Here is a 12,958-nt window from a genome sequence, read left to right as displayed (position 1 = left end):
CCTCGGACCAATTCCGACGCATTCTTCTCCTATTATGACAGAACCAGCCAAGACAGGGGAGGACCGTGCACCGCTCTTCCCCAAGATCGAGGAAGAAATGGCCGCTTTATGGAAAAAGCAAGGCATTTTTGAGCGTTCGATCGAGGAACGACCGGCTGGCAAGGGCTATGTCTTTTACGATGGTCCGCCATTTGCGACCGGTCTTCCGCACCCGGGCCACCTCCTCCAATCCGCCATCAAGGACGCTGTTCCGCGCTATTGGACAATGAAAGGCTATCGCGTCCCACGTGTCTGGGGTTGGGACTGTCACGGCCTTCCGATGGAAGCCCTGATCCAAAAAGAACTAAAGCTCCAAGGCAAGCCGGACATCGAGGCGTACGGCATGGACAAGTTCAACCGTGCTTGTGCTGATGCTGTCATGCGTTATTCGGATGAGTGGAAGCGCTATGTAGAACGTCTCGGCCGCTGGGTCGATTTTGACGGCGCCTACAAAACCATGGACCGCGACTACATCGAGTCGGTCTGGTGGGTTTTTTCTGAGCTCTGGAAAAAGAAACTCGTCTATAAAGATTTGCGTGTTTCTTTTTACTCGCCAGTCAACGGCACGCCGCTCTCCAACTCGGAAGTCGCCATGGAAAATTCCTATGTCGACATGGAAGATCCTTCTGTTACGGTGAAGTTCAAAGCTGTTGGTGAAGAAAAAACCTATTTCCTTGCCTGGACAACAACACCGTGGACGCTTCCGGCAAACGTCGCACTCGCCGTGCACCCGGAAGAGATGTATGTGAAGGCACGGGTAAATTCATCGGGTGAAACATATTATTTTGCGGAAAAACTCCAGTCGCAAGTCTTGCAACAATTCTATCCGCTCGGAGAAGAGCAGGACGACTTTGAAATCGTGCAAAAGATGCAGGGTTCCGCGCTCGTAGGTCTGCATTACGAACCGCTCTATCCGCTCAAGAAAGAAGTTTGGGATACGCTCGTGGAGCGCGAGGGCCGTATTTCATTTGAAATCGTCGGCATGGACTACGTTACGATGAACGACGGAACCGGTATCGTTCACACGGCTCCGGCTTTTGGTGAAGATGACTTCCGCGCAGCCGGCGAGCACGGTCTTCCGGTTCTCGTCACGCTCGACCACGTCGGTCATCACCGCCCAGGCATTGCGTTAGTCGAAGGAAAGTTCTATCTCGCTTCCAACGACACGCTCATCGCTGATCTCGAGTCGCGCGGCCTCATGTATCGCAAGGAAACCGTAAAGCACTCGGTCGCGATCTTTGCGCGCAACAACACGCGCCTGATCTACAAGGCTCAGCCAGCTTGGTACGTCGATATTAAAAAAATGCGTCCAAAGCTTCTCAAAACAGCTGCCAAGATCAACTGGCATCCATCGCACTTAAAGGAAGGCCGCTTTGGAAAAGGTTTGGAAACGGCACCTGACTGGTGTATTTCCCGCAGCCGTTTCTGGGGCGCTCCAATTCCGGTCTGGACCAATGCAGACGGAACGGATGTCCAAGTCTTTGGTTCCATTGCTGATCTCGAGAAAGCGACAGGTCATAAGTTTGATGAAAAGGACGTGATGGCCATGCATCGTCCAAACATCGACGAAGTCACATTCAAAAATGCCAAGGGCGAGGAAATGCGCCGCATTCCGGACGTCTTCGACTGCTGGTTCGAGTCTGGATCGATGCCATACGCCGCACCGCATTATCCATTCGAGAATAAAAAATGGTTCGATGCCAACTTTCCGGCCGACTTCATTGGTGAAGCTCTCGACCAAACCCGCGGCTGGTTTTACAACCTGCACGTGCTCTCAACCGCGCTCTTCAACAAGCCGGCATTTACCAATGTTACTTGCACCGGACTTATTCTCGCGGAAGACGGCCGCAAGATGTCCAAGAGCCAAAAGAATTACACCGATCCATGGGAGCTCTTCCAGACCTACGGTGCGGACGCGATGCGTTACTACTTGCTTTCTTCTGCCGTGGTGGAAGGCGAGCCGCTCAATTTCTCCGACCGCGATCTACAAAATATCGTGCGTGGTTTCTTGAACTTATTCTGGAACGTCAAAACGTTTTACGCGACCTACGGAGAAGGGGAGACGATCCGCCTCGATAAACCGCGCAGCGCCCATGTGCTCGATCGCTGGATGTTCTCGCGCCTGCACAAGCTCATCGAGGAAGTCACCAAAGAAATGGACGACTACGAAATCGCACGCGCCTCGCGTCCGCTCCGTTCATTCGTAGAAGACCTTTCCACCTGGTGGCTGCGTCGTTCACGCGACCGCATCAAATCGGAAAATGCTTATGAACGAATTGATGCCTTGAAGACCTTGCTTGAAGTCATGCTCGATTTCACGCGTCTCATGGCTCCCTTCACGCCATTCCTCGCCGAGAAAATCTATCTCGATATGGGCGGACCAAAAGCCTCTGTCCACCTCGACAAATGGCCCAAGGCCGACCCGCGCCTCATCGACGAACGTCTCCTCGCCGACATGCAATGGCTGCGTGAAGCCGCGTCCAAAGCGCATGAGCAGCGTTCCATCGCTAAACTTCCAGTTCGCCAAGCGCTCGCTGCCGCCATTGTTCGCTTGAGCGATATTGAAGAAGTTGCACGCTTAAATCGTCAGAGTGATCTCGCCACATTGCTCGCAGAAGAGTTGAATGTTGAAGCCGTCCGCATCGAGCATGCTCCGGGGCAGGAAGAGGCTTGGACGATTACGCTCGATACCGTCATCACGCCGGAATTGAAACGCAAAGGTTTACGTCGTGAATTTGTCCGCATGGTCATGAATGCGCGTAAAGAAAAAGGCATGCAGCCTTCCGACCGCGTCCGACTCACGGTGACGGCAGATGCAGACATGGTTGAGGCGGTGCAAGAAAAACAAGAAGAAGTCATGCGTGATTTGAAGTCAGAAGGCCTCGCGATCTCTGTCGGAGAAGGGGAGCCCACAGTTGAAATGGAACTGGTATAATGAAATTACCTATGAAAAAATCCCTTTCTTTAGCCGTGGCTTTGTCCATGACTTCGGCGCTTGTTGCTCCGGTCGCTGCTTTTGCTCAAGACCCGATGACGGCTGAGCCGATCATGGTAAAGACAGAAACGGTATGTTCGGATCGCACCATCAAGTGGGAGGCGGAATATGCGGAACGCCAAGTAAAGGAAGGTGACCGTCTTTCCAAACTTCGTGCCGATCAAGACTCGCGCATCGCTAAGAATCGCGACGAATGGAATGGAAAACTTCTTTCCAACCGCAATGATGCAGAAGCCAAGCGCCTCGAGAATCGCGCCAAACAGGATTCCAAAATGATCGAGCGCAATGCCAGTGAAGCAGTGAAAGCCGCCGCTGCCGCTTATCGCGCCGCCGTCGATGCCGCCATCGTGGCACGTAAGGCCGCCGTCGATGCCGCAAACGCCGCTTTCCGCTCGGCGCACGACGCCTCGCTGAAGACGCGCCGCACCGCCGTCGATACCGCCGTTGCCACGCGTAAGTCAGCCGTCGACGCCGCTTATGCAGAATGGAAAACTCGCTGCAACGGAACGGCTGATGAACGCAAGGCTGCTAACGAGAAATTCCGCGCCGCAGTCAAGGCGTCCCGCGAAACCTTCTACAAGTCCGTGAACGCCGCTCAGGAGGCGCACAAGGCCTCGATGAAGTCCGCGCAAGACACGCGACAAGCCGCACTCAAGTCAGCGCTCGAGACTTACAAGAAAGCCGTAGAAGCGGCACAAGCCGCATTCAAGGCCGCCAAGTCTTAATCGGCTCATATAAAAACTCCCCGCTTAGGGGAGTTTTTATATGGTGCGCCCCAGACGATTCGAACGTCTGACCTCTTCCTTCGGAGGGAAGCGCTCTATCCAGCTGAGCTAGGGGCGCGAGCGGAAGGAGCGTAGCTTAGCTCAATCCCTTTGACAAACCAGAAAGAACTGGTATTATCTCGGCACATTTTACCGTACGCAGCGGTAGCTCAATCGGTAGAGCAGGGGCCTCTTAAGCCCAAGGTTCTGGGTTCGATTCCCAGCCGCTGCACCACAGAAAAAACGACCTCACGGTCGTTTTTGCTTTGTCTGTTGCCCTTGTCGTATCGTTCCTTTTTCGCTACATTCTGCCAATCATATGCGCCAATCACGCCTCTTCACGCGCACGTCCAAAAACGTCCCGCATGACACCGACTCCGCCAACGCCCGCTTGCTGACGCAAGCCGGTTTCGTCGACCAAGAAATGGCCGGCGTCTACACTTGGTTACCGCTCGGTTTGCGTACGTTACGCAAGGTCGAGCAAATTGTTCGGGAAGAAATGGACATGCTCGGCGCCCAAGAAATTTTCATGCCCTCGCTTCAACCCAAGGAATATTGGGAAACCACGAATCGATGGGAGGGTGTCGATATTCTATTCAAACTCAACTCGCAGACAGGAAAGGAGTATGCGCTCGGCTGCACGCATGAAGAGGTTGTCACCCCGCTGATTCAAAAATCTGTTGGTTCCTATAAGGATCTTCCATTTGCGGTCTATCAGATCAATACCAAGTTTCGCGATGAACTACGCGCCAAGAGCGGTGTCTTGCGCGGTCGAGAATTCCGCATGAAGGACATGTACAGCTTTCATACGACGCAAGAGAGCTTGTCGGAGTTTTATGAAAAGGCGTTGCAGGCATAGGTGAAGGCATATGCGCGTTGCGGATTAAAGGTAAAAGTCGTTCAGGCAAGCGGCGGTATTTTTACCGAGAACATGTCGCATGAGTTCCAAGCGTTAACCGATGCCGGTGAAGACATGCTGATCGCCTGTGAGAACTGCGAGTTTGGCCAAAATGAAGAGGTGGCAACGCTCAAAGTCGGAGAAAAATGTCCCAAGTGCAACGGAACGCTTGCGCAGATGAAAGGTGTGGAAGTCGGCAATATCTTTGACCTCGGCACCAAGTATACGGACGCCTTCAAATTTGATTTCATGGATGAGAACGGCGAGAAAAAGCGCGTCCTCATGGGCTGCTACGGAATCGGTACCACGCGCTTGGTCGGCTCTATCGTAGAAACGCATCACGACGAGAAAGGCATGACTTGGCCCGTTTCCGTCGCGCCGTTCCACGTTCATCTTGTTGCATTGAAATCAAAAGATGAAGCCGTGCAGACGCGCATCAATTCCATCGCCAAAGAAATGTACGATGGGTTGTGGGCGGAAGGCGTAGAAGTTTTGTGGGATGATCGCGAAGGCATCTCCCCGGGCGAGAAATTCGCCGACGCCGACCTCATCGGTCTCCCGCTCCGCCTCGTTGTTTCTGAGAAGACGCTCAAGGAAGACTCTGTAGAGTGGAAAGGCCGCAGCGATTCTGAAGCCAAGCTCGTGAAGATTGAGGACTTAGTCGAGTCGGTAAAAGGAATGATGAGAAAACCCCCCCCCCCCCCCCCCCCCCCCCCCCCCCCCCCAGCCTCCCGATCGGGAGGCTTTTTGTTAGGACCGATGAAAAAAAGGAAAAGGGGAAGGGGGGGGGGGGGGGGGGAAAAAGGGAAGGGGGGGGGGGGGGGGGGGGGGGGGGGGGGGGGGGGGGGGGGGGGGGGGGGGGAAGGGGAAAAGGGGAAGGGGGGGGGGGGGGGGAGGGGGGGGGGGGGGAAGGGGAGGGGGGGGGGGGGGGGGGGGGGGGGGGGGGAAAAGGAAAAAAAAGGGGGGGGGGGGGGGAAAAAAGGGGGGGGGGGGGGGGGGGGGGGGGGGGGGGGGGGGGGGGGGGGGGGGGCCGGGGGGGGGGGGGGGGGGGAAGGGGGGGGGGGGGGGGGGGGGGGGGGGGGGGGGGGGGGGGGGGGGGGGGGAGGGAAAAAGGGGGGGGGGGGGGGGGGGGGGGGGGGGGGGGGGGGGGGGGGGGGGGGGGGGGGGGGGGGGGGGGGGGGGGGGGGGGGGGGGGGGGGGGAGGGGGGGGGGGGGGGGGGGGGGGGGGGGGGGGGGGGGGGGGGGGGGGGGGGGGGGGGGGGGGGGGGGGGGGGGGGGGGGGGGGGGGGGGGGGGGGGGGGGGGGGGGGGGGGGGGGGGGGGGGAGGGGGGGGGGGGGGGGGCCCCCGTTTTTTTTGGGGGGGGGGTTGTGCCTTGTGTAAGCGCCCCGGGGCCCCCCGAACCCCCGCGGGGCGCGGGGCCGCGGGGGAAACACAGAAAACGCTTCACGGGCCCCCCCGCGGGCCCCCCCGGGGGGTCCGGCGGGGGGGGGGGGGGGGGAAGAAGGGGCGAAAAAAAGGGGGGAAGAACGGACGACCCCGGGGGGCTTTCGTTCCGGTCCCCCCGCCCCGCCGGGCCCGGGTGAACAAACCGGCCCGGGCGGGGGGGCGGCGTGGGGGCCGCGCCCGCGCCGGGGGCCGGGGGCGGGGGGGACCGGGTTTCGGGGGGGGGGGAGACTCTTCGCGCCCCCCCCCGAAGGGGGGCGGGGGCCAGGGGGCCGGCGGGGGCCCCAACGGCAAAGGCCCCCGCGGGGGCGGTGGCCCGGCGGGGGGGGGGGGGGGGTGCGGGCGGGGGGGCGGGCCCCCCCCCCCCCGGCCCGCCGGTCGGGGCCGGGCGTTTTGTGGGGGGGGGCGGCCCCCGCCTCTTTTACAAAGCGGGGGGGGGAGAAAAACCCCCCGCGGGGGGGGGGGGGCCGCGCGGGCTGGGGAAGGCGGAAGGCGGGGGCGCGGGGCGGCGGCCGACGAAAAACCAAAAGCCGGCCCCCCTCGGGCGGTTTTACATCGAGGCCGGAGCGGACGGGGCAGCGGCAGGAGCGGCGTTCGCAGCCATGCCAGCGTGCTTGAGAGCATCCTTGAGGCCCTTGCCAGCCTTGAACTTCGGAACCGTGACAGCGCCGATCTGGATCTTCTCGGTCGGCTTCTGCGGGTTAACCCCCATGCGGGCGGCGCGCGTCTTGGCCATGAAAGCGCCAAAGCCGGCGATATTCACTTCTCCACCACTCTTGAGGGTTGATGTGACGACATCGACGAACGCTTCGACCATGTCTTCAGCCTGTTTTTTGGTGACACCGACCTTTTCCGAGAGGTAGTTGATGAGTTCTGCCTTGTTCATAGGTAGGAATGATTAATGATTGATGGCACTACATTACATTTTTTCGCTAAGTTGCGCAACAGATGACTTGTGGAAGGTCAAGAATCCGCGTAGGCTCACAAGGACCGATTAACAATAAAACCCTATTTTTAGCCAAAAAATATCTATGGCCATGCAACACTATACAGGAGGATGTCATTGCGGAGCCGTGCGTTATGAGGTCGATGCCGATCTCGACAGCTCCATGACATGCAATTGCTCGATTTGCTCAAAAACAGGCTGGGTTCTGACCTTTGTTCCAGCCGATCAGTTCAAATTGACCAGCGGTGAAGCCAATCTGACCGATTACCAATTCAACAAAAAGCTGATCCATCATTTTTTCTGTAAAACCTGCGGAGTACGCTCCTTCGGCCGCGGTTCCGACGGAAAGGGGAATGAGAGCGTCGCCGTAAACGTACGCTGTCTAGACGGCGTGGATACCCACGGAATGAAGCTCGATCATTTTGATGGTAAAAGCCTATAAAAATTAAAACGCGCTCCAGAGAGGGAGCGCGTTTTAGCAGTGCTTCAGCAAGCTAGGGTGTACAGACGTTCGCCCAAGGATACCCGCCTGCCGGGCAAGGTGGACTTCCGGGGCAAAGCGTTTGACGGGCATAGCCAGAGCAACAGCCGCCGGCAGACACGATCTGTCCATCAACAGCGTAGCCCCAGCAGCCGCAGACGAGTACAGATACGCCGCTGGGTCGACACATGGTGCCGCTACCCGCATCCGGCGATCCGACGGATGAGCAGCCGACGCAGGCGCCCCAACCGCTCCCACTCGAGCTGCACGTCTGGACGCCGGTCCCACCGCCGGAGCAGTAGCATTCCTGGGTTTCTCCAGGTGCGCAGCTTCGGGGCGGTGTGTTGCCGCAGCCGAGCAGGGTCAGGGGGAGAATGGAGGAGATCGTGATGATTAGCGCACGGAACAGGGGCATTGGTCGCTCCTTGTGTGTGTCGTGTTAAAGCAAAAAAGAACGTAAAGCTGGACGAGTATTCCAGATGTTGCTCTGTTCGTCAACGGGCAGAACAAAGACCGCCTTTCGGCGGTCTCTTTGTTATTTCGCGTGCTCAACCACTCTCGTCTCTCGGATCAACGTCACCCTCACCTCACCCGGAAACTTCAGTTCACTTTCAATCTTGTTAGCGATATTGCGCGCCAACTTTGTCGCTGTATAATCATCGATCACTTTTGGATTCACGAATACGCGAATCTCACGTCCGGCCTGAATCGCATACACCTTGTCGACGCCCTCAAAGCTCATGGCGACATTCTCAAGATCCTGCAAACGCTTCACATAGAATTCAAGCGAGTCTTTACGAGCGCCAGGTCGCGCGCCAGAAATAGCGTCTGCCGCTTTGACGATAATCGCTTCAAGCGTCTTTGGCTTATCTTCATGATGTCCGATCGACTGATACGCAATCTCTTCCGGAAAGCCGTACTTTTGCATGATCTGATAGCCAATTTCCGGATGCGAGCCTTGCATATCGTGATCAACTGCCTTGCCGATATCGTGAAGTAAACCGCCAAGCTTGCAGACATGGACATCTGCATTCAATTCTTCTGCAAGCATCGCAGATAGTCGGGCAACTTCCATCGAGTGGAGCAATGCGTTCTGGCCGTAACTCGTTCGGAATTTCAATCGGCCAAGAATCTGCACGAGCTTAGGATCCAACGTCGCCGTCGGCAAGCCAAGTTCAAACAATGCGTCTTCACCTGCTTTACGGATATCAATCTGAAGATCGCGCTTGGCTTCATCCACAAACTCCTCGATACGGCCCGGATGAATACGTCCATCCGTGATCAATTTCTCAAGCGCACGGCGGGCAACCTGACGGCGAATAGGGGAGAAACCGGAAACCGTTACGGCGCCAGGCGTATCATCGATAATCAGTTCGCAACCCGTTAAAAGCTCGAGGGCCTTGATATTGCGTCCTTCGCGACCAATGATGCGGCCTTTCATTTCTTCGGAAGGCAGCTGAACATGCGTGGTCGTTGTTTCGACGACATGTGACGAAGCTTGCTTCTGTATCGCTACCGCCAAAATATTCTTCACCTTATTGTCGATTTCCTCCGCCGTCATCTCATCAAGCTTGCGAATGCGTCCGAGCAAGATTTCCTTGTTGTCTTCCTCGGCCATGACAAGCAGGCGCTCCAAGGCTTGCTGTTGTGTGAGAGATGCTACTTCCTCAAGTTTTTTCATGACATCGGCCTTGAGGGTCTCGGTATGAGTGTGAGCCTCTTCCAGTTTCTTTTGTGCAGCTTCAACATCCTGCCTCATTTTATCAACATCAAGCATCTTCTGGCCGAACATCGTTTCACGTTCCGCAAAAGCTGTCTGTTGTTTCATGAGTTCGTCAAAAGCTCGCTTTTCTTCCAAGCGCGCTTCTTCCAAAATTTTGATCGCTTTCTCTTTTGTCTTGGCGATTGCTTCTGCCTGCTTGGCTTCCGCTTCGCGCAGAATCGTTTCTGCTTTACGCGATGCTTCATCCAAATTCGCCTTCGATTTCCGATCTCTCAAGTAATATCCGATGGCTGTTCCAATCCCGATGCCGATCGCGGCAAACAGGAGTCCGATCAAAGCGCTTTCCATAAATAGGGATAAACGCCGGCGCGGATGGTGGCCAGTCCTACATCGTCTTTAATTGTTCCAAAGCTAGCTAAAAAGTGATGATTTGACCGACTTCACGACATCTATCGCTTCCGGCGCAGAAAATTGTCAGTATGACCAACGTATCAGAGGACGTGTTTTGCCGCAATGTCCTGGTTCAAGCCCTCCATCGTAACCGCATTCTTCACGTCAAAATCTCCAACTTTTGTTCTTCGTAGTTCGACGCAATACCCGCCAACACCTAGCTCGCGTCCAATATCATCTGCAAGCGATCGGATATACGTCCCGCTTCCGCAATTCACTTTGATCGACAAATCCGGCCACGCATACTGCTCGATGCTCAGATGCTTTATGCTCACATGCTTCATCGGTCGCATTTCTTCCGTAGCTTTTCCCGCTCGCGCCAAGTCATACAATTTTTTTCCACCAATCTTTTTGGCTGAGTGCAGGGGAGCGAGCTGATCGTATCCGCCTCGAAATTTCTCGAGCGCTTTCTCGACTTCCTCGTTCGTCGGATGAGGCGTGTCGCGTGTCGCGTGAGGCGTGAGAACTCCTTCTTTATCAAACGTATCGCTCGTCGCGCCCAATCGAATCGTTGCAAAATACTCCTTATCGACGCCAACCAGCGCAGTCAGCCGTTTTGTGCCTTTTCCGAGACCGAGCACCAAAAGCCCTGTCGCAAAGGGATCAAGCGTTCCAGCGTGGCCAATCGCCCGCATCTTCAAAATCCCGCGTAGCTTAGCCACGACGTCATGCGAGGTCCATCCAGCTGGTTTATCGATCAGAAGTAATCCGTCCATGACACGTTTATACGCTTGACTTTCCGCTTAGTAAAGCCTAAACTCGCACGCATGAACGTTACTGAACTGGCGCGCCGCTTACGCGTCACCCCGCAGCAGCTCCTCGCAAAAATGCCGGAGCTGGGTTTTGACGTCGGTGCCCGTGCCATCAAGATCGATGATCGCACCGCCGATCAGATCTACAAGAAGTGGCTGGAGAACTCCCGCCGCGAGCGTTTGCGCGACACGCTGGTCAAACAACAGGCCGTTGTCACCGCCGATGGATCGACTCCTGAAAACCGTGAAGTCACGCTTCCGGCCGTTGTGGCTGTCCGCGATTTTGCCGGCAAACTCAACTTGCCTGTCACGCGCGTTATTCAGCAGCTCATGAAAGCCGGTATTCTCGCTTCCCAAAACGAGCGCATCGACTACACCACCGCCTCCATCATCGCCGAGGAACTTGGTTACAAGCCGCTTCCGGAATCCAAGATCGAGGCCGAGATGCAGGCGTCTGTTGAAAGTCAGGATCGCTTGAAGGAAATTTTGGGCGGACAAGAAAAAGGCGATTTGAAAGAACGTCCGCCTGTTGTCGTTGTCATGGGTCACGTTGACCACGGTAAAACACGCACGCTCGACGCGATTCGCAAAACCCACGTCATGGAAGGGGAGTCTGGTGGAATCACCCAGCACATCGGTGCGTACATGGTTGAGAACAAGGGTAAGCCGTTGACCTTCATCGACACGCCAGGTCACGAAGCGTTTACCGTTATGCGTTCGCGTGGCGCTAAAGTTGCCGACATCGCTATTCTTGTTGTTGCTGCCGACGACGGCGTACAGCCTCAGACTAAAGAAGCCATCAACATCATCACGGCCGCCAAGCTTCCATTCGTTGTCGCCTTGAACAAGATTGATAAACCCGACGCCGACCCAAACCGCGTGCTTGGTCAATTGGCAGAATGCGGCGTTACTGTCGAGGAATGGGGCGGAAAAACACCGATGGCCAAAATCTCGGCCAAAGTCGGAACCGGTATCGACGATCTTCTCGATTTGATTTTGCTCGTCGCAGAGGTTGAGAAGGAGCGCATCATGTCCAACCCGGACACACGCGCCGCCGGAACGATTATTGAATCCCGTGTCGACAAAGGAGAAGGCCCAGTCGCCACCGCCATCATCCAGAACGGCACGCTTCATCGTAACGACGCGCTCGGTATCGCCGGCATTGCTTATGGCCGCGTCCGCATGATGCGCGATTGGACCGGTAAGATCATGGATGAAGCGACGCCTGGAATGCCGGTGAAAATTCTCGGATTCAAGACAGCTCCAGCTGTCGGAGATATTCTCGAAGTTCCGGAAAACGCGAGTGACCTCGAGGTAAAGAAAACCAAGAACGTTTCACGTCAGAACGTGGAATCCCTCACGGCTACCAAGGCGCAGCCAGTTGAAGGCGAGGAAGGTCAGAAAAAGACCATGCTCAACGTCGTTCTCAAGACGGACGTGCTCGGCTCGCTTGAAGCCTTGCTCGGCATGACGGAAAAAGTGAAGCATGAACTCGTTGGCGTCGATGTGATTCAGAAAGGTCTCGGAAACATCACGGAAGGCGACATTATGCGCGCTGCAAACTCCAAGCCGTCCGTCGTCTACGGTTTCAACGTCATGCTTCCGCCAGCTCTCGTCCACAAGGCTCGCGAGAAAGAAGTTGATGTCTTGATCTACAAAGTTGTTTACGATTTGTTCGATGACATTGTCGAGCGCTTGAACAAGCTTTTGCCGCAAGAAAAGATTGTGACAGAACTCGGTTCCGCCGAGGTCGCCGCGATTTTCCTTACGGAAACCGCTCGCATGGTTGTTGGTTTGCGTGTCAAAGAAGGCAAACTCATTACGGCTGCCAAGCTCCGCGTGTTCCGCAACAATGAAATTATCGGAGAAGGTACGATTGAATCGCTTCAGAGCGGTAAGTCCGCCGTGAAGGAAGTCGGCGCAGGTACTGAGTGTGGCCTCTCGTTCCAAGGCAAGCTCAAACTCCTCGTCGGCGATCGAATCGAGGCCTACACGGAAGAGTCCAAGGCGCGCAAAGTCGAGTCATTCCGTTAACAAAACACCCCGCAATTGCGGGGTGTTTTTAGGCATTGCAGACCACGGGATTTGGACTTATGATCTGAGCCTATGGCCCACGTTTTCACTGAAGCAAATTTCCAGGCAGAAGTCCTTTCCTCCTCGGCTCCCGTTGCCGTCGACTTCTGGGCTGTCTGGTGTCCGCCTTGCCGCATCACCGGTCCAATTATTGACGAACTCTCGCAAGAAATCGATGAGTCCAAATTCAAAATCGGCAAACTCAATGTCGATGAGAACTCGCACTTGTCGACGGAGTATCGCGTCCTCTCGATTCCGACCGTAATTATTTTTAAGGACGGAAAAGAAGTCGAGCGTCTCGTCGGCGCGATGCCAAAGGAGGCCTTCCTCGAGAAATTCCAGCCTTACATCAACTAATGTCATTGCGAGGAGTCCGACGACGAAGCAATCTTG

At 56.2% G+C, this 12,958-nt stretch carries 9 protein-coding genes, 2 tRNA genes and 1 pseudogene; 8 read left to right on the top strand and 4 right to left on the bottom strand.

The window, feature by feature from the left end; genetic code table 11:
• Nucleotides 1-34 precede the first annotated feature (34 nt).
• Nucleotides 35-2,974 (top strand): isoleucine--tRNA ligase, encoded by a 2,940-nt coding sequence (locus IPH19_01480; protein ID QQR61118.1) that lies wholly within the window; start codon nucleotides 35-37, stop codon nucleotides 2,972-2,974.
• Nucleotides 2,975-2,985: 11 nt separating this feature from the next.
• On the top strand, nucleotides 2,986-3,759 hold the full coding sequence (locus IPH19_01475; GenBank protein ID QQR61117.1) for a hypothetical protein: 774 nt from the start codon (nucleotides 2,986-2,988) through the stop codon (nucleotides 3,757-3,759).
• A 41-nt stretch (nucleotides 3,760-3,800) separates the two neighbouring features.
• Here IPH19_01475 and IPH19_01470 read toward each other — a convergent pair.
• A tRNA-Arg gene (locus IPH19_01470) sits at nucleotides 3,801-3,877 on the bottom strand.
• Between the two features lie 80 nt (nucleotides 3,878-3,957).
• On the opposite strand from IPH19_01470, the gene IPH19_01465 reads away from it, so the two are divergent.
• The 3 genes and pseudogenes from IPH19_01465 to IPH19_01455 all read left to right on the top strand — a co-directional run bounded on the left by IPH19_01465 (nucleotide 3,958) and on the right by IPH19_01455 (nucleotide 5,371).
• Nucleotides 3,958-4,033: transfer RNA gene (locus tag IPH19_01465), tRNA-Lys, on the top strand.
• Between the two features lie 84 nt (nucleotides 4,034-4,117).
• Nucleotides 4,118-4,657: a hypothetical protein gene (locus IPH19_01460; protein ID QQR61116.1), complete on the top strand. Its 540-nt coding sequence runs from the start codon at nucleotides 4,118-4,120 to the stop codon at nucleotides 4,655-4,657.
• A 288-nt stretch (nucleotides 4,658-4,945) separates the two neighbouring features.
• Nucleotides 4,946-5,371: pseudogene (locus IPH19_01455) on the top strand (hypothetical protein).
• A gap of 1,319 nt (nucleotides 5,372-6,690) precedes the next feature.
• Here the strand turns inward: IPH19_01455 and IPH19_01450 are convergent.
• Entirely contained in the window at nucleotides 6,691-7,026 is a 336-nt protein-coding gene (locus IPH19_01450; GenBank protein QQR61115.1) for an HU family DNA-binding protein, read from the bottom strand.
• 145 nt (nucleotides 7,027-7,171) lie between these two features.
• Here IPH19_01450 and IPH19_01445 point away from each other — a divergent pair, with 145 nt between their 5' ends.
• The gene (locus IPH19_01445) at nucleotides 7,172-7,528 is read left to right on the top strand and encodes a GFA family protein (protein QQR61114.1); all 357 of its coding nucleotides are present in this window, start codon (nucleotides 7,172-7,174) and stop codon (nucleotides 7,526-7,528) included.
• A gap of 574 nt (nucleotides 7,529-8,102) precedes the next feature.
• Here the strand turns inward: IPH19_01445 and rny are convergent.
• Together rny and truB are read right to left on the bottom strand one after the other, a co-directional pair.
• Nucleotides 8,103-9,638, bottom strand: coding sequence for a ribonuclease Y (gene rny / locus IPH19_01440; protein ID QQR61113.1), 1,536 nt, complete (start codon nucleotides 9,636-9,638; stop codon nucleotides 8,103-8,105).
• Nucleotides 9,639-9,781: 143 nt separating this feature from the next.
• Nucleotides 9,782-10,456 (bottom strand): tRNA pseudouridine(55) synthase TruB, encoded by a 675-nt coding sequence (gene truB / locus IPH19_01435; GenBank protein QQR61112.1) that lies wholly within the window; start codon nucleotides 10,454-10,456, stop codon nucleotides 9,782-9,784.
• A gap of 51 nt (nucleotides 10,457-10,507) precedes the next feature.
• On the opposite strand from truB, the gene IPH19_01430 reads away from it, so the two are divergent.
• Both IPH19_01430 and trxA read left to right on the top strand, forming a co-directional pair.
• Nucleotides 10,508-12,526 carry a translation initiation factor IF-2 gene (locus tag IPH19_01430; GenBank protein ID QQR61111.1) on the top strand — a complete coding sequence of 673 codons (2,019 nt, stop codon included), beginning with the start codon at nucleotides 10,508-10,510 and terminating at the stop codon, nucleotides 12,524-12,526.
• A 72-nt stretch (nucleotides 12,527-12,598) separates the two neighbouring features.
• Nucleotides 12,599-12,922 carry a thioredoxin gene (gene trxA / locus IPH19_01425; GenBank protein ID QQR61110.1) on the top strand — a complete coding sequence of 108 codons (324 nt, stop codon included), beginning with the start codon at nucleotides 12,599-12,601 and terminating at the stop codon, nucleotides 12,920-12,922.
• Nucleotides 12,923-12,958: the final 36 nt, after the last annotated feature.

It is taken from the genome of Candidatus Uhrbacteria bacterium (genome assembly GCA_016699205.1).
GTDB lineage: Bacteria > Patescibacteriota > Patescibacteriia > 2-12-FULL-60-25 > 2-12-FULL-60-25 > CAIXDN01.
This window is presented reverse-complemented; position numbering and strand designations above follow the sequence as displayed.